Below are 23394 nucleotides of genomic sequence, written 5' to 3' on the forward strand. Positions count from 1 at the left end.
GGGCGGTCAGCCCGGGGGAGCGCCCAGCGTCAGCAGGACCGGGCCCGTCGGGGAGGTCACCAGATCGGCGACCGTCACCCCGTTCAGCGAGGAGTAGAACGCCTCCTGCGCCTCCCGCAGGGCCCGCCGCAGCCGGCAGGCGCCCGAGAGGGGGCACGGGGCATCCCCCTCGCACACCACGGCCTCCCGGTCCCCCTCCAGTGTCCTGACCAGATCCCCCACAGGGGTGCCGCGACCCGCGCCGGTGAGCGTCAGCCCGCCGTTGCGCCCCCGCCGCGCCTCGATCACCCCCAGGTGCTGCAACTGCGCGATGGCCTTCGCCATGTGCGTGTAGGGGACGTTCATCGAGTCGGCGATCTGCCTCGTCGTCAGCAACTCCTCGCCGTCCACGACGGCCAGACGCATCACTGCCCGAAGCGCGAGATCCGTGTACCTGGTCAGCCTCACGCAGGCAGACTATCAATATTGCATCGGAGATGCGTATTTACGGGGAGTGGTCTACGTCTCCTCAACGGCCGTACGGCCGACGGGTTTTGCCCGTGGCCCTGCGGTGGACGACGAGGCGGCGGACGACGCCGACAGCGTGGACCAGGGCCACCGCCAGGACGACTCCGGCGACCCAGTGCGTCCACGGGCCCGGCGACGCCAACAGGAGTCCGCCCGCGCCGAGATGGACGGCCACGACCAGCAGGACGACGGCGACGAGGCCGAGCGTCCTGCGGGGCCCGGGCCGGGGCCGGGGCCGACGGGCGGTCGTGGGCTCCTGGGGTGTCGACTCGGCGCTCATGATGAGGACTTCACCTTCCGCGTTCTCGTCCCGCGTTCGTGGGGGTTCCCTGCGCAAGACAAGGCGGCGGACTGATCTGTGACAGTCGCACCGGGTCGGCCCGGCCCTCGCGCAGCCGCCGGGCCTCCCGGAACAGCTGGTTCGTGTGGTCCGCCAGGACGCCGCCCAGGAGGAGCTCCGGGCTGTAGAAGGACCGCGCGGCGGTGGCCACCTCCCGCGCGGACAGGGCGATCTGGATGATGTCGGTACGGCGGATCTCGTCGATCGAGCTGGCCCACACGACGCGCCGCACATCCGCCCACGCCAACGCGCTCATGCACATCGAGCAGGGCTCACCCGTGGTGTAGAGGGTCGTCCCCGCCCAGCCCTGATTGCCCTGCCGGCGCACGTAGTCGTTCATCGCGACCACCTCGCCGTGCAGCAGCGGACTGTCCGCCCCGGAGTTGACCCCGCTCCCCAGGACCTCACCGGTACGGGAGTCGACGATCACCGCGCCGAACGGCCACTCCGGGTTCTTGCGCGCCTGCTCGACGGCCAGCCACATGAACCGCTCGTGCGGGGTGGGGTCGTCGGCGGCCGTGGGCGTCGTCGACGCCGCGTTCGGCGCGAGGGTGAGTGGTGCCAGAACCCCCGTCGCGATGGCTGCCGATCGCCCGAGAAACCGTCGCCTGCCCGCATCCATACGCTTCTCCTCGCCTGATGTCCGACACCGAAAGTGCCACAAGGTGACCGGATCATCACGGACCGTCCCCATGTCGCCCCGCGATCATGCGCCGTGCCGGAATCGGGTGTCGAGCGACGAACCGCGGCCTAACCGCCCGGGGGCGGGGCGCTGTCGCCCCGGCCGCCCGGGCCCAGGAGGCCGGTGGGGCGGAGGGGCTGTTCGGAGGCGAGGCGGGGGAGGGTGCGGCGGGTGGCCCGGAGGACGAGGGGTGGGATCGCGGCTCGGGTCAGCTGGGCCAGGCGCAGTCGGCGGGGGACGTAGACGGCGGTCCTCCGCCGCTCCACGGCCCGGACCAGCCGGGCGGCGACGGTGTCGACGGGCTGGACGTGCCGGGCGGGCAGGGGCATGTGGGCGCGCAGTTCCCGCACGGCCGCGTACCGGTCGGCGTCGCGGATCAGCTCGGTGTCGGTCCAGCCCAGGTAGGCGATGCCCACGGCCACACCCTGGTGCGCCGTCTCCGCGCGCAGCGTCTGGGCGAATGCCTCGACGCCGGATTTGGAGGCGCAGTACGCGCTCATCATGGGGGCGGCGCCGATCGAGGCCAGCGAGGCGATCTGCAGGTGATAGCCGGCCGTCCCGATCAGGTCCGGCAGGAACGCCCGCGCGGTCCCGGCGCTGCCGATCAGGTTGACGTCGATCACCCGGCGCCAGGTGTCCGGGTCCGACAAGGCGAAGGGCCCGCCCTCGGCGACTCCGGCGTTGGCCACGACGACCGAGGGTCGGCCCAGCCGCGTCCGGACGGTCTCGGCGGCGTCGTCGAGGGCCGCGCCGTCGGTGACATCGGCCCCGAGGGCCAGCACCGGGCCGGGAAGGCCGGCGGCGGTCGCCCGCAGCGCCGGTTCGTCGTGGTCGAGGAGGGCCAGGCGCGCGCCCCGCCGGGCCAGCGCGTCCGCCAGCGCCGCACCGATGCCCCGTGCCGCGCCGGTCACCACGACGACACGGTCTTTGAGAGGGCTGTCGTCCACGGCTGATCCCTTCCGCGCACGCGGTTCACGCGACGTCCGTACGTCTGCGCACGCTGTTCAGATGACCGGGGACCGGGCCGCCGCCGTACGGGAGGGAGGACGGTGTCAGCGGCGTGGGCCCGGTTTCCGTCCGGTGCGGTCCCGGTGGGCGAGGGCGCGCTGGGCGCGGGTGAGACCGGGCAGCCGGTGCCGCCGCAGCGCGGCCCGGGCGGCGTTGGCGCCCGGGGCCCCGTGGACCCCGCCGCCCGGGTGGGCGGAGGCGGAGGCCAGGTAGAGACCGTCCACCGGTGTCTCGGGGCGGCCGGTGCCGGGGGCGGGCCGGAAGACGAGTTGCTGGTGCAGGGCCGCGGTGCCGCCGTTGAGGGCGCCGCCGTACAGGTTCCGGTCGAGTGCCTGGAGCGTGGGCGGGGCCAGCACGCGCCGGGCGCGGACCCGGGAGCGGAAACCGGGCGCGAACCGCTCGACCTGGCGTTCGATCCGGTCGGCCATCACCTCCTGCTCGGTACGGTTCCAGGTGCCGGTCAGGCCCTCGTCGCCCGCGTCGGACCGGACGGTGTGCGGGACATGGGTGTAGGCCCAGGCGGCCTCGGTGCCCCGGGGTGAGCGGGAGGGGTCGGCTGTCGTCATCTGGCCGAACAGCGCGAAGGGACGGTCGGGCACCTGGCCCATGGCGAGCTGGGCGGCGCCGCGGGTGAGTTCGTCCACCCCGTCGGCGAGATGGACGGTCCCGGCCGACGCCGCCGCCTCGGCCCGCCAGGGCACCGGCCCGTCGCAGGCCCAGTCGACCTTGAACGTGGCGAAGTCCCACTGGAAGCGCCTCAGATCGGCCGTCAGCTGGTCCGGCAGCTGGTCCGGCCCGACGAGTTCGCCGTAGAGGGCCGGTGCGGACACGTCCGCGAGGACGGCGCGGCGCGCGGCCACCTTCTCGCCGTCGTCGGTGAGCACCCCGGCGGCCCGTCCGTCCCGCACCAGGACGCGGCGGACCCGCACACCGCAGCTGAGGCCGCCGCCCCGCGCCCGCAGCCGGCTGACGAGGGCCGCCGTCAGGGCGCCCGCACCGCCGGCCGGTACCGGGAAGCCGTACGTCTGTCCGAGCATGCACAGCAGCCAGCCGTAGCCGCCGCTGCCCGCGGCCTCCGGGGCGAGGTCGGCGTGCTGGGCGTTTCCGGCCAGCAGGAGCTTGCCGCCTTCCCCCCGGAATTCCTCGTCCCCCATGCGGCGTACCGGGGTCGCCAGGGTGCGGGCCATCCGCAGGCCGCCCGCCGCCCTCAGCCGGACGGCGAGGCGGGCGGTGGCACGCAGCGGCGGGAACGGGGTGAACAGCGCGTCCACGATGTCCGGGCCCAGCCGCTCCCACGTCGCGTGCAGGCGCCGCCAGGAGTCCCCGTCGCCCGGGTGGAAGGCGTCCAGGGAGTCGGCGGTGACGTCGATCTCGCGGGAGAGGACCGCGCACCTGCCGTCGCGCAGCGGGTGGGCCAGGACGTGGGGCGCATGGCTCCACCGCAGACCGTGCGCGTCGAGACCGAGCCGGGCCAACACGGGGGACGCGGCGGCCAGGGGATAGAAGGAGCTGAAGAGATCGCTGACGAAGTCGGGGTCGACCCCTGTGTCATGGCGCACCGCGCCGCCGGGCTCGGGCTGCTCCTCCAGGACCTCGACGCTCCATCCGGCGTCGGCCAGCAGATTCGCGGCCACCAGCCCGTTGGGGCCCGCGCCGATCACCACCGCGTCAGGCATGGTCGCCGGTGCCGCGCGCGGTCGCCCCGCGCCGCCGGACGCGCGCCGGCCCTCCGGTCCCGGTCCCGGCCTCCGTGGCCTCCGGGGCTTCCGGCTGGTCCTCGCAGAGGCGGGCGAGGCGGGCGAGCATCGTGCGATGGCGCAGCTGGATCAGCGCCTCCACGCCCACGTTGTGGAGCGCCCCGCCCACGCCCTGCAGCGGGTGTTCGTCCGCGATCACCAGGCAGTAACGCCCCCAGGGGCGCAGCCGGAGAGAGATCCGTGCCGTGCCCAGCGCGCCCGCCCGCGCCTCCAGCCCCAGTTCGGAGCCCTCCTCGCAGTGCCGGACCACGGTCTCGTTGGTCAGCCGCAGCGGGCCCAGACGGATCTCGTAGGCGATCGCCGAGTCCACCTGCGGCCACTGCCCGCGCACCGGCTCGGAGGCCGACGTACCCACCACCCACTCCGCGTACCGGGTGCCGTCCGCGAGGACGGCCCACACGGTCCGCGGACTCACCTTGATCAGCCGATGCCGTACCGCCATGCCGCACCTCCAGCCCGCCCCGCCTCGGTCGACGGCCGAGTGCCCGAACCGCCGAGATCCACACCAGGTGGTGCGCGGTCGGAGGCGCCGGGCGCACAGCGGCGCGCGGTCGGAGGCGCACGGCACACAGCGGGGGAGTGGACCCGCCGCCCCACGGGAGCCGAAGGTAGGACCCATGACTGACGTGTACACGGGTACCGAGGCCGCGGAGATCCGCCGGTTCTGGGAGTCGCTCGGCCTTCCCGGGCTGGTCGACGTCCATACGCACTTCATGCCCGAGCGGGTGCTGCGCAAGGTGTGGGAGTACTTCGACGGGCTCGGACCGCTGACCGGCGGAATGGAATGGCCGATCACCTATCGCGAGGAGGAGGCGGAACGGGCCGCCCTGCTCCGGGAGTTCGGCGTCCGGGCGTTCACCGCGATGCTCTACCCGCACAAGCCGGGCATGGCCCGGTGGCTGAACGGCTGGGCCGTCGACTTCGCCCGCCGTACCCCCGACTGTCTGCACACCGCCACCCTCTTCCCCGAGCCGGGCGTCGAGACCTACGTCCGGGAGGCCGTCGAGGCGGGCGCGCGGGTCTTCAAGGCGCATGTGCAGGTGGGGGCGTACGACCCGGCCGACGCACTCCTGGACCCGGCCTGGGGACTGCTCGCCGAGGCCGGCGTCCCCGTGGTGATCCACTGCGGCTCGGGGCCCGCGCCCGGCAAGCACACCGGGCCCGAGCCGATCGCCCGTGTGCTGGCCCGGCACCCCCGGCTGCGGCTGGTCTTCGCCCATATGGGGATGCCCGAGTACGAGGACTTCCTCGGCCTCGCCGAGCGGTACGGGGAGGTGCGGCTGGACACGACCATGGCGTTCACCGACTTCACCGAACGGTTCATGCCCTTCCCCCGCCAAGCCCTGCCCCGGCTGACCGCCCTGGGCGACCGCGTCCTCCTCGGCACCGACTTCCCCAACATCCCCTACCCGTACCTGCACCAACTCCGCGCCCTGGAACGGCTCGACCTGGGCGAGGACTGGCTGCGGGCGGTGTGCCACGACAACGGGGCGGAACTCTTCGGGCTCTGACTTGATAGGCAAGTGGCGACTTGCCTATGCTGGGGTGGTGGCCGACGACGACCTGTTCAAAGCCCTGGCCGACCCCACCCGCCGCACCATCCTCGACGAGCTGACCGAGCAGTCCGGACAGACACTGTTCGAGATCTGTTCGCGGCTGAGCATGAGGCATCGGCTCGGCATCTCGCGCCAGGCGGTCTCCCAGCACCTCGCCGTGCTGGAGGCCGCCGGACTCGTCGAGACGAGGCGGGAGGGCCGCTACAAGTTCCACGACCTGAACACCGCCCCCCTGGGGCGGATCGCCGAGCGATGGCAGGTGCCCGGCACCGCCGGACCGAAGGAGAGCACCCCATGAGGATCCATCTGACCAGCGTCTTCGTCGACGACCAGGCCAAGGCCGAGCACTTCTACACCGAGATCCTCGGCTTCGTGAAGAAGCACGACGTCCCGGTGGGCGAGAAGGACCGCTGGCTGACCGTCGTCTCGCCCGACGAGCCCGACGGCACCGAACTCCTCCTGGAGCCCGCCGGGCACCCGGCCGCCCGCACCTACCGCGACGCGCTCGTCGAGGACGGCATCCCGCTCGCCCAGTTCGCCGTCGACGACGTACGGGCCGAGTACGAACGCCTGCGCGGCCTCGGTGTGCGCTTCACCCAGGACCCCGTGGAGATGGGCCCCGTCACCACCGCCGTCCTCGACGACACCTGCGGCAACCTCATCCAGATCGCGACCCAGCCGCAGTAACTCCGCTACGCGTCCTGCCGCCGACGCACCATCTCGGTGATCCAGACGGGGGCGAACGGGGACGTGCAGCCCGGGGAGGTCGGATAGTCCTTGAGCACCTCCAGACGCTCACCGATGGCGAGCGCACGGGCGCGATGTCCGGGGTGGTCGATGCCGATCTGGGCCAGACAGTGGTTTCATCGCCCACTGGAGACGGTCGGGGGCGTCCTTCATCTCCGCCTCGATGACGTCGAGCAGTCCCCCCCCGGCCGCTCGTTCACCTCGCGTGCCCTGGGGTCCTCCAGCGAGGCCAGTTCGGCCATCAGCTCGGCCATCACCTCGGCCACGTCGGTCTCCTGTCCGTCACGGGGGAGACGCAGCCCAGCCGGGACGGAACGCGGGGTGTCACCGACCGGGGGCGTCGAGTGCGGACGAGGGCGACAGATGCTGGTTGGCGGCCCAGGAGGCGAGGATGCGCAGACGTTCGTGGGTGGGGGAGCCGGGGGCGGCGGTCCAGACGGTGAGGTGCTGGTCGGGGTCGGTGTCGGCGGTGAGGGTGTCCCAGTCGAGGACGAGTTCCCCGACGACCGGGTGGTTGAGGGTCTTGGTGCCGACGGTCCGGGACGCGACACGGTGGTCCCCCCACCACTGGGCGAACTGCTCGTCCCGGGTGGACAGTTCACCGACCAGCTCGATCAGCCGGGGGTCCTCGGGGTACTTGGTGGCCTCCATCCGTACCTGCGCCACGGCGATCTGCGCGGAGGCCTGCCAGTCGGCGTACAGCGTGCGCATGGACGGTTCGGTGAAGATGATCCGGGGGTAGTTCCGGTGCTTCTCCGGGATGTGGGAGAAGTCCATGACCAGCGCGGCCGCGAGCGCGTTCCAGGCCAGGACGTCCCCGCGCCGGCCCTGCACGATGGCGGGGGTGGCGGTGAGGTCGCCCAGCACCCGCTGCAGCTGCGGCTGGACCTGCTGCCTGCCACGGCGCCGGGTACGGGTGCCGGGGCGTCCCGCGAGCTGGAAGAGGTAGCCCCGCTCGTCGTCGTCCAGGTGGAGTACCCGGGCGAGAACGGTCAGCACGGGCGCGGACGCCCGCATGCGGCCCTGTTCGAGCCGGGTGTAGTAGTCGGTGCTGATACTTGCCAGCTGGGCGACCTCCTCGCGACGCAGCCCGGCCACCCGGCGGGGCCCGCCCGTCTCGGGCAGTCCGACCGCGCGGGGAGTCAGCGCGGCGCGGCGCTTCTTGAGGAATTCTCCCAGCTCGTCGCGGGGGACGTTCTTGGACATGGCTTCAGCATGGCACCGAGGAATCCTGGGGAGAGGGGGAGAATTTCCTCCCAGGATGCGGTTGTCCAGGAGACGTTTCTCCGCTGTTCCCGTCCTGCGTTCTGCGTTCCGGCCGGTGGTGTAGAGCGGGCTGCCCGCGCCGGCCGCGTCAGGGTCGCCGACCGCCCGGCACCGCGCCCGGCCCCGTGACAGAAAGTTTCGCTCAGTGCGGTGGAGAATCCAACCTGCGGATTGTGCCGGAGACCGCAGGCGTGGTGGTGCGAGGTGCCAGAATGAGCCGGGCACATCGAGAGGACGGGCGGGCGACCTTGGCGGAGCACGCGGCCGGCGGGCCGGCGGACGACCACGACGGGCGGGGCGGCACCTCCCGGCCCGTCACCATCGCTTTCATCGCCGAGTCGGCGGGGGTCTCGGTCCCCACCGTGTCCAAGGTGATCAACGGCAAGTCCGGCGTCTCCGCGGACACCCGCGCCCGCGTCGAGGAACTGGTCGACCGGTACGGCTACCGCAAGCCGACCGGCGCCCACCGCAACAACGTGGTGGAGCTGGTGTTCCGCGAGCTCAAGCACATGTGGGCCGTCGAGATCATCCGCGGCGTCGAACAGGTGGCCCGCCGCCACCGGGTCGGCGTCATGGTCTCCGAGTTCGGGCTGCCCGACACCGACCCGCCCACCTGGGACGACACCGTCTCCCGGCGACCCCACTGCGTGCTGTCCGTGGCCCAGCTCTCCGCGGCCGAGCGGGAGCAGCTGACGGCGAAGGGCATCCCCTTCGTCGTCGTCGACCCGGCCACCGAACTCCCGGACGACGTCCCGTTCGTGGGCGCCACCAACTGGTCCGGCGGCCGGGCCGCGACCCGCCACCTCACGGACCTCGGACACCGCCGCATCGCCATGATCGGCGGCCCGCGGGACCAGCTGTACTGCTGCGCCCGGCTGGACGGATACCGCTCCGCGATGCGGTCCGCCAATCTGCCCGTCGATCCCGAACTCGTCGTGCACGCGCCCCTCACCAGCGAGGACGGCTACGCGGCGGCCCACACCCTGCTGGCCCGGCCCGAGCGCCCGACAGCGGTCTTCACCGCCAACGACCTCCAGGCACTCGGCGTCTACCAGGCGGCCCGCGAGGCGGGTCTGCGCATCCCCGACGACCTCAGCGTCGTCGGATTCGACGATCTGCCGGTCGTCGCCTGGGTGGACCCGCCCCTGACGACCGTTCACCAGCCCCTGACCGAGATGGCCGTGGCCGCGACCGAACTGGCGCTCACGCTCGGCCGCGGTGAGGAAGCGCCACAGGCCGCCCGCCTGGAGATCGCGACGACCCTGACGGTCCGGGCCAGCACCGCTCCGCCCAAGCGCTGACCCGTGTGCTCACCGGCGCTCACCGGCCGTTGACCGTGGACACGGCCCGTCGTTAGCCTGCTCGCGAAACTATCCATCGGCGGATGAGAAAGTATCCATCGGTGGATGAGGAACTTTCGTCACTGCGAAGGGACCCGATGAGGGTGACGAGCGTGTCCGAGACCGGAAACACCGTCAGCAACCCGGTGATCCCCGGCTTCTACCCCGATCCGTCCATCTGCCGGGCGGGCGACGACTACTACCTCGCGTGCTCCAGCTTCGAGTACTTCCCCGGCGTCCCCATCCTGCACAGCCGGGACCTGGTGCACTGGACGCAGATCGGCAACGCGCTCGACCGCCCGAGCCAACTGCGTCTGCCGCCGGACACGCCCTCCTCCGGAGGGATCTACGCACCCACCCTGCGCCACCACGACGGCCGGTTCTGGCTGATCGTCACCAACGTCAGCGGCGACGGCAATCTGCTGTTCACGGCCACCGACCCGGCCGGCCCCTGGTCCGAGCCGATCCGGCTGCCCGGGGTGCACGGCATCGACCCCGACCTCGCCTGGGACGACGACGGCACCTGCTGGATCACCACCGCCGGTGTCGGCCAGATCCGCGTCGACCCCCACACCGGCGAGACGTTCGGCGAGCGCCGCCAGCTGTGGTCCGGCGCACCCGGCGCCAAGGCCCCCGAGGCACCCCACCTGTACCGCATCGGCCAGTACTGGTACCTCCTCATCGCCGAAGGCGGCACCGAACGCGGCCACGGTGTCTCGATCGCCCGGGGCACCGCCCCCACGGGCCCGTTCGAGCCCTGCCCGGACAACCCGGTCCTCACCCACCGCGGCACCGACCACCCCGTCCAGAACACCGGCCACGCCGACCTCGTCCAGGGCCCCGACGGGTCATGGTGGATGGTCCTCCTCGGCGTACGGCCGGGCGGCGGCACCCCCGGCTGGCACGTACTGGGCCGGGAGACCTTCCTGGCGCCGGTGGAGTGGGTGGACGGCTGGCCCGTCGTCGGCCCCCTCTCCTGCGCACCGCCCGCACCGCCCTGGCCCCTCCAGCCACCCACCGCCGCGCCGGACCACCGGGACGACTTCGACGCGACCGAACTGGCCCCGCACTGGGTCTCGTTGCGCCACCGCCCCGCCGAGGACTGCACCACCGAGGAACGGCCCGGCTCGCTCACCCTGCGGGCCCGGGGCGCATCGCTCGACGACGCCGAGGTGACCTTCGTGGGCCGACGGCAGCGGCATCGGTCGTGCCGGGCCCGCACCCTGGTGGACGCGAGCGACGGGGAGGGCGGCCTGGCCGTACGCCTCGACGAGAGCCACCACTACTCCGTCGAGGTCGCGGCGGGGACCGGACAGGTGCGGGTCCGTGCGCGCATCGGCCCGTTGAGCACGGTCGTGGCATCCCGTCCGGTGCCGCCGGGCCCGGTCGTCCTCCGCGTCGAGACGACACCCGTGGACACCGTGAACAGCCCCCTCGCCGGACCCGACTTCGTCTCGCTCGGCTTCGAGGAACCGGACGGCACCTTCGTCGAACTCGCCTCCCTGGACGGCCGCTATCTGTCCACGGAGGTCGCCGGCGGCTTCACGGGCCGGGTCCTCGGCATGGTCGCCACCGCCGGCACCGCGCACTTCGACTGGTTCGACTACGCGCCTCTGGAGCACCGAGCACCGAGGACTCCTCCGGAGGACTGAGGACCGATCGCCCCGTAAGCCCACGTCCCCGGGTAAATCGTCAACGGCCCATGCCGAGCGAGGCGTTGGAGGTAGCTTCCTCGGCATGAGCAACGACATCCGCATCGACCGCGCCCCGTCCGCCGGGGGCGGCATCCAGATCACGGTCAGCCTTTCCCCCACGGTTCTGGAGAAACTCCAGCAGGACGGCTCCTGGACGGAGTCCATCGGCGACGGCCAGGTCACCGGCGATGGACCGTCCATCACCCAGATCGAGTTCAAGGTCTCGTAGCCACCGCCGCCACCGCCGCGTCCCGGACTTCAGCGGCGGGCCAGCGCCAGCACACTAAGTCCGAACATCAGGACACCCAGGGGAAGATGGACCGACGGGACGTGCGCGATCCCGAGCACGACCTGGACCGAGGCGAGGACGAGGAAGCCGGACGCGTGCAGAACGGGCCGGGACGAGCCGCCGCCCGGCTTCCACGCCAGTACCGCCGCGAGCAGGTACAGCATCGACGCCCCGTACATCACCCGGGCTCCGACACTGTGCAGGACCTCCCCGTAGGACGTGCTCAGCAGCAGTCCGGCGGAGACCGCCTGGAGGAAGACGGTCAGGGTCTGCAGGGCTATCGCGATCCGCAGGAACGAGGAGCCCCGTCGCGCCTTCGCCGTCCCTGTCACCGTCACCTGGGTGGCCATGTCTCACGTCCCCGTTTCCGCCCGTCGGGCAGTGGATCGATAAGGTCTCACCGACCCGACGACGCGGGCCGACGAAAGGTAAGGCGAGGGGGCGGCCGGAACCATGGGGACTGCCGGGACCGGCGCGGAGGCGACGGACGGAACAGGCGGAGTGCGTGGACCGGACGGAGTGGCGGGCGAGCGGCGTCAACTCGTCAATGTGGCCTACCGGTTGCTCGGTTCGGCGACCGAGGCCGAGGACGCCGTCCAGGACGCCTACGCCCGCTGGTACGCGCTGCCGGGCGACCGGCGGGCGGCGATTCTCTCCCCCGGCGCATGGCTGACGACGGTGACCGGCCGTATCTGTCTCGACCTGCTCGGCTCGGCGCGAGCCCGCCGGGAACGCTATGTCGGCGCGTGGCTGCCCGAGCCGCTGCCCGACCGCGGCGCATGGGAGCCCACGGGCGGTGACCCCGCCGGCCGTGCGGACCCCGCCGACCAGATCGTGCTGGACGAGTCGGTGGCCATGGCCTTCCTCGTCGTCCTGGAGTCGATGACGCCGGCCGAGCGGGTGGCGTTTGTGCTGCACGACGTCTTCCGGTACCCCTTCGCCGAGATCGCCGGTGTTCTCGGCCGGACCCCCGCGGCCTGCAAGCAGCTCGCGGCCTCCGCCCGGCGGCGGCTGGACGGCGAACGCGCCGCGGTGCCCGCGACCGGCCGCGCCGAGGTGGTGCGACAGGTCAAGGAGGCCTGGCAGAGCAAGGACATCGCGGCCCTCGTCGGCCTCCTCGACCCGGCCGCCGTGATGACCGCCGACGGCGGGGGTCTGGTCGGCACCGTCCTGCACCCGGTCGAGGGCGGCGCGCGCATCGCCCGGTACCTGCTCGCCATCGCCGACAGGGCCCCGGGGCTCGAACTCCTGGAACTCTCGGTCAACGGCACACCCGGCCTGGTGGCCCGGCACACCGGCCGCGTCATGACCGTGGCCGCGTTCGACATCTCCGACGACCGAGTCACCCGCATCTGGGCTATCCGCAACCCGGAGAAACTGCGCCCGTGGGCGCGGGCGACCGCGTAGGGAGGGCTTTCGCGGGTCCACGATTCCCGGACCGCGTCCCGGCGGACGAGCCGCTCGGCGACCGGAATCCGCCGGCGGATCGAGGCCGGAGGCGGGTCACGTCGTGCCGCGGACATCCAGAGTCGGCGTCAGGACGATGGGGGGCGGCAGTTCGCCCGCGAGGAGCCGGTCGACCTGGTGGATGGCCAGTTCGCCCAGCCGTCGCTTGTCGAGGTGGAGGGTGGTCAGCGGCGGGTCGACGAGATCGACGACGCTCAGCCCGTCGTAGCCGATGAGGGCGCAGTCGTCCGGTACGCGCACGCCGAGCCGGCGGGCGGCCCGGAGCGCGCCGATCGCCACCAGGTCGTTGAAGGCGACCACGGCGGTGACGTCCGGGCGGGCGGCGTACAGCGCCTCGAACGCGGCGGCGCCCCCTGCCGGGGACTGTTCACCCATGACGATCCAGCCCTCGTCGACGGGCAGCGCGTGTTCGCCGACGATGTCGAGGAAGGTACGGCGCCGGACCATCGGGACGTTCAGGCACTCGCAGTCGATCATGCCGATCCGGCGGTGGCCCCGGTCGAGGAGGTGCCGCAGCCCGGCCCGGATGCCGGCCGCGGCGTCGATGTGGACCAGGGCGTGGTTCGACGAGTCCAGTCCGCGATCGACCAGCACCAGCGGCACGGTGCCCACGTACGGCTCCAGCTGCGCGTCGGGATGGTTGATGTAGCCGACGAGGGCGTCGACCTGCTGGCCGAGTGAGCGGACCAGGGCCAGCTCCCGGGTCCGGTCGTTCTCGCTGCTGGCCACGAGCACCTGCCAGTCGCGCTGGTCCGCGGCCGCGATCACTCCCGCCACGAACTCCGGGAAGAAGGGGTTGACCACGTCGGGGACGATGAGCCCGACGGACACGACGTCCGGGCGGGCCAGACCGCGGCCGAACCGGCTGGGCCGGTACCGCAGCTGCTTCGCGACATCGAGCACGCGTCGCTGCGTCTCCGGGTCGATCTCCCCCTTGCCGTTGATCGCCCGGGAGACGGTCTGATGGGACACGCCCGCCGCCAGGGCGACGTCGCGCAGGGTGACGCGCTTGACGGCTCGCGCACCCCGCGCCCGCTGGTCTTCCGTTTCCCGCTGTCCGGCCACGCTGCCCACTCACTTCTGTTCCTGTGCCGCCCGGTGTCCAAGTCAATCAGGTCCCCCCGCTGTTGACGGCATCCGCTTCCCTGGTCCAGACTCCCGTTACCGGTCACGTTAACGGTAACGGCACTAATGAAGGAGAGTGCAGTGGCTTCTTTGAGGGGTCCCCTGCCGCACGAGCCCCACCCGATGTTCCGTGGCGTGTTCCACGGCTGGCACGCGAAGGCCGACGTCTTCTCGGCGCTGCCGGACGCGCCCGTGCAGCCGGATGACCCGCCATCTCGGTGGCGCCGACGCGGAGTTCGGCGGCGGGAGCCGAGCGGCGGCGGATCTTGGCTCAGGTGGTTCATCGCGCGTCCCCGGGGCTGTCCCGCTCCCGGTGGGGACGGCCGGACCCCCTGATCCGGTGCATCCGGTGCGCGAAGCGGTTCGTTGTTGTGCAAAACGTTTTGGATGTCTAGCTTGTGCCGCATGAGCGACAGAACGTCCCCTTCCGCCGTCCCCCACCGCCTCCTGGTGCGGGGCTGTGACGTGCTGCGCGTCCCGGTGGAGGGGGAGTGCGAGGTACTGCCCGGGCAGGACATCGCGGTCGAGGACGGACTCATCGTGGACGTCCGGCCGACCGGGGCGCGGCCGCCGGGGGAGCGCGGCACGGAGGTGATCGACGGGCGCGGGCTGCTGGCCCTGCCCGGGCTGGTGAACGCGCACACGCACAGCCCGATGGTGCTGATGCGGGGCGCGGCCGAGGATGTGACGGTCGAGGGCTGGTTCAACGACCGGGTGTGGCCGATGGAGTCCAATCTGACCGCCGACGACGTGCGGGCCGGGGCGCTGCTGGCCTGCGCGGAGATGATCCGGTCAGGGGTCACGACCTTCGCGGACCACTACTTCTTCCCCGAGCGGATCGCCGAGGCGGTCGCGGAGACGGGCCTGCGGGCCGACATCGCGCCCACCTACTTCAGCAGCGGCGGCCCCGCGGCCCTGGAAGCCGGCGTCGCCTTCGCCGAGACCTGGCACGGCGGCGCCGACGGCCGCGTGACCGTCTCGCTCGGGCCGCACGCCCCGTACACCGTGGACGACGCCGATCTGCGGACCCTCGCCGACCACGCCCGGCGGCTCGGGGTGCGTATGCACATCCACGCCGCCGAACACCTGGAGCAGACCGAGTCGAGCCTGCGGCGGCGCGGGATCACCCCGGTCCGGGTGCTGCACGACACCGGCGTCCTGGACGCCGGCGCCCTCATCGCGCACGGCTGCGGCATCGTCGAGCGGGACCTCCCGCTGCTCGCGGAGCACGCGGACACGACCGCCGTGGCCTGCTGCCCCAAGGTGTACCTCAAGCACGCGCTGTCCCCGCTGACCCCGGTCCGTGACCTGCTGGCCACCGGGGTCGCCGTCGCCGTCGGCACGGACGGGGCCGCCGGGCACAACACGCTGGACGTGTGGGAGGCGCTGCGGCTGGTCGCGCTCACCCAGAAGCAGGCCGAGCGCGACGCGACCTGGATGACCGTGTCCGACACCCTGCGGACGGCCGTGCGCGGCGGCGCCAGGGCACTGGGCCTCCAGGACCGCATCGGCGCGCTGGAGCCGGGCCTGCGGGCCGACATCGTCCTCACCGATCTCTCCGGCCTCCACTGCCGTCCGCTGCACGACCCGCGCGCCGCACTCGTGTACAGCGCCCGCGCCTCCGACGTCCGCACGGTCGTCGTCGACGGACGGGTCCTGATGCGCGACGGACGGCTGCTCACCGTCGACGAACCCGCGCTGCTCGCCGACGCGGACGCGCGGGTCGCGCGGCTCCTCGACACCTCGCACGGACGGGCGGTGCAGCACTATGACCCGTGACCTGTACGGCACCGCCCCCGACCCCGACCGGCCGGGCCTCGCGCCGCTGAGACCGGGCCACGATCCGCTGGGCCACGACCGGCACGCCGTCCGCCGGGCCGCCTCCATCAAAGACGTGGCCGCGGCGGCCGGGGTCAGCCCCACCACCGTCTCGCACGTCCTCAGCGGCAACCGGCCCGTCAACGAGCAGACCGCCGCCCGTGTGCGCGGGGTCGTCAACCGCCTCGGCTACGTCCCCGCGTCGCTGGCCCGCAGCCTCCAGGCCGGATCCACCTCCGTGATCGGGCTGCTCATCCCGGACATCAGCAACACCTTCTTCGCCGAACTGGCCAAGGGCGCCGAGGACGCCGCCCACGACCTCGGCTACGGCCTGATCCTCTGCAACACCGAGTTCGACGCCGAGCGCGAGGACCGCTACCTCGGCATGATCCGCAGCCGGTTCATCGACGGCATGGTGTACGCCTCCGGGTCCCCGCCCTCCCGGCGGCGGCTGCAGGCACTGATGGGCAAGTTCCCCATCGCGCTCGCCGACGAGGAGGTCGAGGGACTGAGCGGCGCGCTCATCGCCAGCGCCGACCACGAGACGGGCGGCCGGCTGGCCGGCGGGCATCTGCGGACGCTCGGCCACCGCCGGGCCCTGATGCTGACCGGCCCCCGCGACCTGCGAAGCAGCGCGGCCCGCGCGCACGGCTTCCGCGAGGCCTTCCGCGGTGACGTCGTCGAGCGGGCGGGCGACTTCAAGGAGGCGTCCGGGTACCGCCTGGTCGCCGACCTGCTCGACCAGGGCCGCTTCGAGAGCCGTACGGCCGTGTTCGCGGCCAACGACCTGATGGCGTTCGGCGCCCTCACCGCGCTCCGCGAGGCCGGGCTCACGGTGCCGGACGACGTCTCCGTGGTCGGCTTCGACGACATCCGCGCCGCCGCGCTGATCGACCCGCCCCTGACCACCGTCCACCAGCCCGCCTACGACGTCGGCCGCACCGCCACCGCGCAACTCCTTCAGTACGTCACCCGGGGCGAGGTCCCGCCCGCGTCCCGGCACACCCTCCCCGTCGAGCTGAAGGTACGCGGGAGCACGGCACCGCCCGCCTCCCGCTGAACCCACCCCCTCCCCAGGCCGCCACGCCGCGCGGCCATGCCCCTGTGCCCGAAGTACATCCCGCAGCACCCCTATGAGAAAGGTGGTTGACCCATGCCCGCAGTCCTCGTCATCGGCGAGTCCTGGTTCACGTACACGGTCCACCAGAAGGGCTTCGACGCCTTCCACACCGCCGAGTACACCGAGGGCGGCGGCGTCTTCCTCGACGCCCTGCGCGCCCGCGGCCACGAGGTGACGTACGTGCCCGCGCACGAGATACCCACCCGGGTCCCGGACACCGCCGACGGCTTCGACGCGTACGACGTCGTGGTCATCAGCGATGTCGGGGCCAACAGCTTCCAGCTGCCGCCGGAGACCTTCAACCGGTCCGAACCCGCCCCCGACCGCTCGGCGCTCGTGCGGGACTTCGTCGAACGCGGCGGTGGCGTGCTGATGATCGGCGGCTATCTGACCTTCAGCGGTATCGACGCCCGCGCCCGCTGGGGGCGTACGCCACTGGCCGCCGCGCTGCCGGTGACCCTGCTCGACCGCGACGACCGGGTGGAACTGCCGTCCGGCGCCGTACCCGAGGTGGTCGGCCTGCACCCGGTGGTGGCGGGCCTCGACCGGACCTGGCCCGCGCTGCTCGGCCTCAACGAGGTCACCGTACGGCCGGACGCCGCGCTGCTCGCCGAGTGCGCCGGGCATCCGCTGCTGGCCGTCGGCGACCATGGCACGGGCCGCTCCGCGGCCTTCACCTCCGACGTGGCACCGCACTGGGCCCCACCCCCCTTCCTGGCCTGGGACGGCTACCCCGAGCTGTGGGACCGCCTGGTGCGCTGGCTCGCGGGGGAGGAGCTGTGACGGCCACCGACGGCGCGCCCGGCACCTCCCCGGGCGGCACACCCCTCGGCCGGGGCACACCCCATCTCTCCGCCGCGCCCGGCGACTTCGCCCCGCTCGTGCTGATGCCGGGGGACCCACGCCGCGCCCGGCGGATCGCCGAGACGTTCCTGGACGACGCCCGGCTCGTCACCGACGTACGCGGCATCCTCGGCTACACCGGCGCCCACCGGGGCGTACCGATGTCCGTGCTCGCCTCCGGCATGGGCATCCCGTCGATGTCGATCTACGCGACGGAACTGTTCCGGCACTACGGGGTCCGCCGGATCGTGCGCGTCGGCACGGCGGGCGCGCTTCCCGCCACGGTCCGCGTCCGGGACGTCGTCATCGCGTCCGCCGCGCACACCGACTCCGGTATCGGCAGCCGTCTCGTGGACGGTGTGACCCTCTCCCTCGCCCCCTCCTACCGGCTGCTGCGCGCGGCCGTGGACGCGGCGGACGACGTCGGACGGGAGCCGTCGGACGGGGTGGCGGCCGTGCGCGTCGGCCCCGTGTTCTCCAGCGACCACTTCTACCTCGACCGGCCGGCCGTCTTCGACGCCCTCGAACGCCGGGGCACCCTCGCGGTCGAGATGGAGGCGGCGGGGCTGTACGCGGTGGCCGCCGCCGAGGGCGGCGAGGCCCTCGCCGTCCTCACCGTGTCGGACCACGTGCGCACCGGGGAGGCCCTGTCGGCCGAGGACCGGGAGACCGGATTCGACCGGGCCGTACGCATCGCGGCGACCGCGTTGCGGGCCGACGGCTGAATTTCTCCTGGAAGAAATCAAACAGAAACCCTTCGACGTAGCCAAAACGTTTTGCACTTCTTACTGTCGCTGTCAGCGAGAACAGCGGGAAATGATCAGGAGGTCGATGACGATGAGAAGTTTCGGACCGGGCGCCGCCGTCGCGGTGGTGGGAATGCTGGTGCTGAGCGCATGCGGCGGATCGGACGCGGGCGACTCCGGATCGGCCGCCTCCGGAAAGACCCGGATCAAATTGGTGGTCAATGGCGGACTCGGCGACAAGTCGTTCTTCGACTCCGCCTACGAGGGCCTGAAGCGGGCCGAGAGCAAGCTCGGCTACGAGCTGAAGGTGGTCGAGCTGGGCTCGGACCGCACCAAGTGGGAGCCGGGCTTCGAGGACGCGGCGGCGGCCGACGACTACGACATCCTCGCGGCCGGCACCTTCGACGTCACCGACTACATCGGTGAACTCGCCCCGCAGTACCCCGACAAGAAGTTCTGGGTGTTCGACTCCGCCGTCGACTACAGCGGAAAGAACGGCTGTTCCAACAAGTGCGAGAACGTCTACTCGGTGACCTTCAAGCAGAACGAGGGAGGATATCTGGCCGGATTCCTCGCCGAGAAGCTGGTGGCCGAGAAGGCACTCAAGGGAGCCGAATCCCTGAACAAGGTCGGCGTGATCGGCGGGGTGAAGATCCCCGTGATCGAGGACTTCGTCGTCGGATTCAAGGCCGGATTCAAGGCGGCCGGCGGCAGGAACTCCGATGTCCTCGTGCAGTACGTCGGCGGCGACAAGCCCTTCGGCGACCCCGCCAAGGGCAAGGAGATCTCCACCGCGATGTACGGACAGGGCGCCGCCCTCGTCTGGCCCGTCGCGGGGCTCTCCGGACTCGGCACCTTCGAGTCGGCCGCGAGCGCCGGCCGCTACACCTTCGGCGTCGACTCCGACCAGTACAGCACGCTCACCGACAACGCCCAGAAGAACACCGTCGTCACCTCGATCCTCAAGAACGTCGGCAACGCCCTGTACAAGGCCGCCGAGGACGACAAGAAGGACACCGTGAAGTACGGCGCCGCCGAGAGCGTCGGGCTCTCCGAGGACGCGGTCGGCTACGTGGACGACCAGCACTTCGAGGAACTCGTCCCCTCGGGCATCCGTACCGAGTTGGAGGAGGCCGCCGACAAGGTGAAGTCCGGCTCCGTCACGGTCCCCAGCGCCTTCTGACCCCCGAACGGCCTTGAGATGAACGAGTCATGGGACCCGGCCGGGCCCGCCGTCGCCACCCGCGCGGTCACCAAGACCTACGCCAACGGTGTCCGCGCGGTCCGAGGCGTCGACCTCGACGTACCGGCCGGTGAGATCCGCGCGGTCGTCGGCGAGAACGGCGCCGGCAAGTCCACGCTGATGAAACTGTTCTACGGCCTGGAGCAGCCCACCTCCGGCGAGATCCTGATCGGCGGCCGGCCCCGCGTCCTGCGCGGCCCCGCCCCCGCGATCGCGCTCGGCGTCGGCATGGTCCACCAGAACCTGATGCTGGTGCCGTCCTTCACGGTCGCCCAGAACGTCGTCCTCGGCGTCGAACCCGGCCGACGCGGCCTGGTCGACACGAAGGCCGCCGTCGAGGCCACCGCGCGGCTCGCCGAGGAGGCCGGACTCGCCGTCGACCCGCTGGCCCGGATCGACGAGGTGTCCGTCGGAATGCGCCAGCGCGCCGAGATCCTCAAAGCCCTCCACCGCCGCGCCCGGATCCTGATCCTGGACGAGCCGACCGCCGTGCTCACCCCGCAGGAGACGGAGGACCTCTTCGCCGCCGTACGACGGCTGCGGGACGGCGGGATGACCGTGCTGTTCATCTCCCACAAGCTGCGCGAGGTACGGGAGATCAGCGACCGGGTGAGCGTGATGCGGGCCGGCGCGCTGGTCGGGACCGTCACCACCGCCGACACCACCGAGCACGCGCTCGCCGCGATGATGGTCGGCCGCGAGCTGTCCCTCGACGTGGCCCGCACCCCGGCGAGACCCGCCGGGACCACGCTCCGGGTCCGCGGTCTGGAGTACACCGCCCCGACCGGGCAGTCCCTGCACGGCCTCGACTTCGACGTCGCCGCCGGCGAGATCGTCGGCGTGGCCGGCATCGAGGGCAACGGGCAGACCGAACTCGCCGAGATCCTCGCCGGGTTGCGGCGGCCGAGCGCCGGAAGCGTGCGGGTCGGCGACACCGACACCGCGGGCCTGGACGTCGCCGGACACCGCCGTGCCGGCATCGGCTACGTCCCCGAGGACCGCCTCCACGACGGGGCCGCGCTGGACGAGTCGATCGCCGACAACCTCGTCGTCGACCGGCACGACCGGCCACCCCTCGCCCGCCGCGGCGTCCTGCGCCCGGCGGCCGTACGCGCCCACGCCGAGCGGCTCGTCGCGGACTACGCGATCCGCACCCCCGACCCGTCCGTCCCCGTCCGCGCACTGTCCGGCGGCAACATGCAGAAGGTCGTCGTCGCCCGTGAACTCTCCGCCCGGCCACGGCTGTTGATCGCCTCCCAGGTCACGCGCGGCGTGGACATCGGCGCCATGCGCTTCATGTACGAGCGTCTCGTCGCCGCCCGCGACGAGGGCGCCGCCGTCCTCCTCGTCTCCGCCGACCTCACCGAACTCCTCGCCCTCTCCGACCGGTTGCTCGTCCTCAAGGACGGCCGCCTCGTCGGCCGCTTCGACGACACGACGGACCTCACGGAGAAGCAGGTCGGCCTCCACATGCTCGGTGTCGAACACCACGGACCCGCGCGGCTGCGGGCCGGGCTGGACGACGACGGCGCCGGCGACTCCGGGAAGGCGGCCACCGCATGACCACCAGCCCTCCGACCCCTCCGACCTCACCGACTCCACCGACCACGCTCATCGAGAGCGAGGACCGCCGGGAGTACCGGGCCACCCGGCGCCGGGGACTCGCCGTCGATCTCAGCATGACCCTGGCGACGATCCTGGCCGCGCTCGTCATCGGCTTCCTCGTCATGCTCGCCACCGGCAAGGACCCGATCGCGGCCTACGAGGCCCTGCTCACCGGCCCGTTGGAACGCTCGTTCCGCGTGGGCCGCTGGCTGGAGGACGCGACCACCCTCACCCTGCTCGGCCTGTCCGTGGCCATCCCCTTCCGGGCCCGGCAGATCAGCCTCGGTGCCGAGAGCCAGCTGTACGCGGGCGCGCTGGCCGCCGCCATGGTCGCCATCCTCCTGCCGCTGCCGCCCGTCGCCGCCGTGATCGTCCCGCTGGTCGCCGCCGCGGCGGCCGGGGCCGGCATGGGCTTCGTCCCCGGCTCGATGAAGGCCCGGCTCGGCGCCAACGAGATCGTCGCGACGCTGATGCTCAACGCGATCGTCGTCCGCGTCTACGACTACCTGGTCAACGGCCCCCTGAAGGAGCCCGGCAGCAGCGCCGTCCACTCGGAACGCATCCGGCCGGACTCCGCGCTCACCCCGCTCACCGAATGGTTCGGCGTCCCCCTCGGCCGCGCGAACATCGGCCTCCTCCTCATGGTGCTCACCGCCGTCGCGCTGTGGCTGCTCATCACCCGCACCCCGCTCGGCTACCGCATCCGGATGACCGGCTCCAACCCGCACTTCGCCGAGTACGGCGGCATCCGGGTGCCCCGCGCCATCGAGTGGAGCTTCGTCATCGGCGGCGCCGTCGCGGGCCTGGCCGGGGCGCACCTCGTGCAGGGCGTGTACGGGCGGCTCGAACCCGGACTCGCCGGGAGCCTCGCCTTCGAGGGGATCGTGGTGGCGCTGCTCGCCCGGAACAACCCCCTGGTCGTCGTGGTCGCCGGCCTCTTCTACTCCTACCTGCGCGCCGGGGGAGACATCATGGAACAGCAGACGGACGTGGGCACGGAGATCGTCGTCGTGATCCAGGCGGTCATCGTCCTCCTGGTCACCGCCCAGGCCCTCCCGAACCTCCTCAAGCGCCGCCTCGCCCGCAGACAGGCCGGTCCGTCGCACCGGCGGCCGACCGCCCCGCAGGGGAAGGCCGGTGCCCGATGAACTCCGTCCTCGACGTCGTCCTCAGCAGCGCCTTCCTCGCGGCCGTCCTGCGCGTCGCGACCCCCTACCTGCTCGCCGCCATGGGCGGACTCGTCGCCGAACGCGCCGGCATCAGCAACATCGCCCTGGAGGGCCAGATGCTCAGCGCCGCCTGCACGGGCGCGCTGGTCGCCGGGTACAGCGGATCGGTCGCGGCCGGTGCCCTCGCCGGAGTCACCGTGGCCGTCCTCCTCGGCCTCCTCCTCGCCGCGCTCCGCCTGGAGCTGGGCGCCGACGCGATCATCGCCGGTATCGGCATCAACCTGCTCGCCTCCGGCGGCACCGCCTTCGCCGTCTTCACCCTCCTCGGCGACAAGGGCGGCACATCGGGCTTGAAGAGCGGAACCCTTCCCACGGTCACCCTGCCCGGCATCGAGCACATCCCGGTGGTCGGCGAGGTGCTGAGCGGCCAGAACACGGTCACCTGGCTGGCCTTCCTCGCCGCTCCCTTCGTGGCCTGGCTCTTCTACCGCACCCGCTTCGGCTTCCACCTCCGCGCGGTCGGCGAGATGCCGGACGCCGCCGCCTCGGTCGGCATCGCGGTACGGCGCGTCCAGTACGCCGGACTCGCCCTCAGCGGCGCGCTCGCGGGCCTCGCCGGGGTGTTCCTCAGCATGGGGTACGTCTCCTTCTTCGTCCGTGACATGACCGCCGGCCGCGGCTTCATCGCCCTGGCCGCCGTCTTCCTCGGCGGCCTGCGCCCCTGGGGCGTCTTCCTCGCCGCCCTCGGCTTCGGCGCGGCGGAGGCCCTCGCGGTGCAGTTGGGCACCCTCGACGTACCCCCGCAACTGGTGTCGACCATCCCGTACGCCATGACGCTGGTCGCCCTCGCCCTGTACGCGTGGCGGAGGAAGCGGCGGGGAGCGGGGGAGGTGGCTCCGGCGTCCCTCTGATGCCGGCTGCTGCTGGGTGGGGGCTGGTCGCGCAGTTCCCCGCGCCCCTGAAAAGCAGGGGCTGCGCCCCTGTGCTTTTCGGCCCGCAGGGCCGGGTCTTTCAAGGGGCGCGGGGAACTGCGCGACCAGCCCCCACCCACCCGCACCCCGCGACGCGACAG

General features: G+C 72.4%; 24 protein-coding genes and 1 pseudogene. 15 read left to right on the top strand and 10 right to left on the bottom strand.

Features of this window, described 5'->3' with window-relative positions; genetic code table 11:
* Nucleotides 1-6 precede the first annotated feature (6 nt).
* The 6 genes from ACZ7MG_RS04940 to ACZ7MG_RS04965 form a co-directional block, all read right to left on the bottom strand.
* Nucleotides 7-447, bottom strand: a complete 441-nt coding sequence (locus tag ACZ7MG_RS04940; RefSeq protein WP_471392734.1) for an RrF2 family transcriptional regulator — start codon at nucleotides 445-447, stop codon at nucleotides 7-9.
* A gap of 61 nt (nucleotides 448-508) precedes the next feature.
* Nucleotides 509-787, bottom strand: a complete 279-nt coding sequence (locus ACZ7MG_RS04945; protein WP_471392736.1) for a hypothetical protein — start codon at nucleotides 785-787, stop codon at nucleotides 509-511.
* Between the two features lie 10 nt (nucleotides 788-797).
* Complete coding sequence (locus ACZ7MG_RS04950; RefSeq protein ID WP_471392737.1) at nucleotides 798-1469, bottom strand: nucleoside deaminase; 672 nt, start codon at nucleotides 1467-1469, stop codon at nucleotides 798-800.
* Between the two features lie 128 nt (nucleotides 1470-1597).
* Entirely contained in the window at nucleotides 1598-2476 is an 879-nt protein-coding gene (locus ACZ7MG_RS04955; protein WP_471392740.1) for an SDR family oxidoreductase, read from the bottom strand.
* Between the two features lie 105 nt (nucleotides 2477-2581).
* The gene (locus ACZ7MG_RS04960; protein WP_471392743.1) at nucleotides 2582-4213 is read right to left on the bottom strand and encodes a phytoene desaturase family protein; all 1632 of its coding nucleotides are present in this window, start codon (nucleotides 4211-4213) and stop codon (nucleotides 2582-2584) included.
* Nucleotides 4206-4736, bottom strand: a complete 531-nt coding sequence (locus ACZ7MG_RS04965) for an SRPBCC family protein (RefSeq protein WP_471392746.1) — start codon at nucleotides 4734-4736, stop codon at nucleotides 4206-4208. The genes ACZ7MG_RS04960 and ACZ7MG_RS04965 overlap by 8 nt, the downstream gene beginning before the upstream one ends.
* A gap of 175 nt (nucleotides 4737-4911) precedes the next feature.
* Here ACZ7MG_RS04965 and ACZ7MG_RS04970 point away from each other — a divergent pair, with 175 nt between their 5' ends.
* Genes ACZ7MG_RS04970 through ACZ7MG_RS04980 form a run of 3 tightly spaced genes read left to right on the top strand, consistent with a single transcriptional unit; the run spans nucleotide 4912 to nucleotide 6537 of the window.
* A complete protein-coding gene (locus ACZ7MG_RS04970; RefSeq protein ID WP_471392748.1) occupies nucleotides 4912-5805 on the top strand; it encodes an amidohydrolase family protein in 894 nt (297 codons plus the stop codon).
* 34 nt (nucleotides 5806-5839) lie between these two features.
* Nucleotides 5840-6148: an ArsR/SmtB family transcription factor gene (locus ACZ7MG_RS04975; RefSeq protein WP_471392750.1), complete on the top strand. Its 309-nt coding sequence runs from the start codon at nucleotides 5840-5842 to the stop codon at nucleotides 6146-6148.
* On the top strand, nucleotides 6145-6537 hold the full coding sequence (locus ACZ7MG_RS04980) for a VOC family protein (RefSeq protein ID WP_471392753.1): 393 nt from the start codon (nucleotides 6145-6147) through the stop codon (nucleotides 6535-6537). The genes ACZ7MG_RS04975 and ACZ7MG_RS04980 overlap by 4 nt, the downstream gene beginning before the upstream one ends.
* A gap of 5 nt (nucleotides 6538-6542) precedes the next feature.
* Here ACZ7MG_RS04980 and ACZ7MG_RS04985 read toward each other — a convergent pair.
* Nucleotides 6543-6777 (bottom strand): annotated as a pseudogene (locus ACZ7MG_RS04985) (DNA alkylation repair protein); the annotation flags it as partial.
* 144 nt (nucleotides 6778-6921) lie between these two features.
* Entirely contained in the window at nucleotides 6922-7803 is an 882-nt protein-coding gene (locus ACZ7MG_RS04990; RefSeq protein ID WP_471392756.1) for a helix-turn-helix domain-containing protein, read from the bottom strand.
* A 272-nt stretch (nucleotides 7804-8075) separates the two neighbouring features.
* Here ACZ7MG_RS04990 and ACZ7MG_RS04995 point away from each other — a divergent pair, with 272 nt between their 5' ends.
* From ACZ7MG_RS04995 to ACZ7MG_RS05005, 3 genes are all read left to right on the top strand, one after another.
* Nucleotides 8076-9164 carry a LacI family DNA-binding transcriptional regulator gene (locus ACZ7MG_RS04995; protein ID WP_471392759.1) on the top strand — a complete coding sequence of 363 codons (1089 nt, stop codon included), beginning with the start codon at nucleotides 8076-8078 and terminating at the stop codon, nucleotides 9162-9164.
* Nucleotides 9165-9301: 137 nt separating this feature from the next.
* Entirely contained in the window at nucleotides 9302-10855 is a 1554-nt protein-coding gene (locus tag ACZ7MG_RS05000) for a glycoside hydrolase family 43 protein (protein WP_471392761.1), read from the top strand.
* Between the two features lie 85 nt (nucleotides 10856-10940).
* Complete coding sequence (locus ACZ7MG_RS05005) at nucleotides 10941-11126, top strand: hypothetical protein (protein ID WP_152174529.1); 186 nt, start codon at nucleotides 10941-10943, stop codon at nucleotides 11124-11126.
* A gap of 29 nt (nucleotides 11127-11155) precedes the next feature.
* On the opposite strand, the gene ACZ7MG_RS05010 is transcribed toward ACZ7MG_RS05005, so the two are convergent.
* Nucleotides 11156-11536: a hypothetical protein gene (locus ACZ7MG_RS05010; RefSeq protein WP_471392765.1), complete on the bottom strand. Its 381-nt coding sequence runs from the start codon at nucleotides 11534-11536 to the stop codon at nucleotides 11156-11158.
* Nucleotides 11537-11639: 103 nt separating this feature from the next.
* On the opposite strand from ACZ7MG_RS05010, the gene sigJ reads away from it, so the two are divergent.
* Complete coding sequence (gene sigJ, locus ACZ7MG_RS05015) at nucleotides 11640-12593, top strand: RNA polymerase sigma factor SigJ (RefSeq protein WP_471392768.1); 954 nt, start codon at nucleotides 11640-11642, stop codon at nucleotides 12591-12593.
* 96 nt (nucleotides 12594-12689) lie between these two features.
* On the opposite strand, the gene ACZ7MG_RS05020 is transcribed toward sigJ, so the two are convergent.
* The gene (locus ACZ7MG_RS05020) at nucleotides 12690-13718 is read right to left on the bottom strand and encodes a LacI family DNA-binding transcriptional regulator (protein WP_471392771.1); all 1029 of its coding nucleotides are present in this window, start codon (nucleotides 13716-13718) and stop codon (nucleotides 12690-12692) included.
* A gap of 465 nt (nucleotides 13719-14183) precedes the next feature.
* Here ACZ7MG_RS05020 and ACZ7MG_RS05025 point away from each other — a divergent pair, with 465 nt between their 5' ends.
* The 8 genes from ACZ7MG_RS05025 (at nucleotide 14184) to ACZ7MG_RS05060 (ending at nucleotide 23233) form a co-directional block, all read left to right on the top strand.
* On the top strand, nucleotides 14184-15557 hold the full coding sequence (locus ACZ7MG_RS05025) for an amidohydrolase (RefSeq protein ID WP_471392774.1): 1374 nt from the start codon (nucleotides 14184-14186) through the stop codon (nucleotides 15555-15557).
* Nucleotides 15547-16656, top strand: coding sequence for a LacI family DNA-binding transcriptional regulator (locus ACZ7MG_RS05030; RefSeq protein ID WP_471392777.1), 1110 nt, complete (start codon nucleotides 15547-15549; stop codon nucleotides 16654-16656). The genes ACZ7MG_RS05025 and ACZ7MG_RS05030 overlap by 11 nt, the downstream gene beginning before the upstream one ends.
* Before the next feature lie 93 nt (nucleotides 16657-16749).
* Nucleotides 16750-17499 (top strand): glutamine amidotransferase, encoded by a 750-nt coding sequence (locus tag ACZ7MG_RS05035; protein ID WP_471392780.1) that lies wholly within the window; start codon nucleotides 16750-16752, stop codon nucleotides 17497-17499.
* Nucleotides 17496-18284 (top strand): purine-nucleoside phosphorylase, encoded by a 789-nt coding sequence (gene deoD / locus ACZ7MG_RS05040; protein WP_471392783.1) that lies wholly within the window; start codon nucleotides 17496-17498, stop codon nucleotides 18282-18284. The genes ACZ7MG_RS05035 and deoD overlap by 4 nt, the downstream gene beginning before the upstream one ends.
* A 106-nt stretch (nucleotides 18285-18390) precedes the next feature.
* Nucleotides 18391-19488, top strand: a complete 1098-nt coding sequence (locus tag ACZ7MG_RS05045; protein WP_471392786.1) for a BMP family lipoprotein — start codon at nucleotides 18391-18393, stop codon at nucleotides 19486-19488.
* An 18-nt stretch (nucleotides 19489-19506) separates the two neighbouring features.
* Complete coding sequence (locus ACZ7MG_RS05050) at nucleotides 19507-21111, top strand: ABC transporter ATP-binding protein (protein WP_471392788.1); 1605 nt, start codon at nucleotides 19507-19509, stop codon at nucleotides 21109-21111.
* Nucleotides 21108-22301 carry an ABC transporter permease gene (locus ACZ7MG_RS05055; RefSeq protein ID WP_471392790.1) on the top strand — a complete coding sequence of 398 codons (1194 nt, stop codon included), beginning with the start codon at nucleotides 21108-21110 and terminating at the stop codon, nucleotides 22299-22301. The genes ACZ7MG_RS05050 and ACZ7MG_RS05055 overlap by 4 nt, the downstream gene beginning before the upstream one ends.
* Complete coding sequence (locus ACZ7MG_RS05060; protein WP_471392793.1) at nucleotides 22298-23233, top strand: ABC transporter permease; 936 nt, start codon at nucleotides 22298-22300, stop codon at nucleotides 23231-23233. Before ACZ7MG_RS05055 ends, ACZ7MG_RS05060 begins: the two co-directional genes overlap by 4 nt.
* Nucleotides 23234-23394: the final 161 nt, after the last annotated feature.

Source organism: Streptomyces sp. NPDC107538, assembly GCF_055657445.1.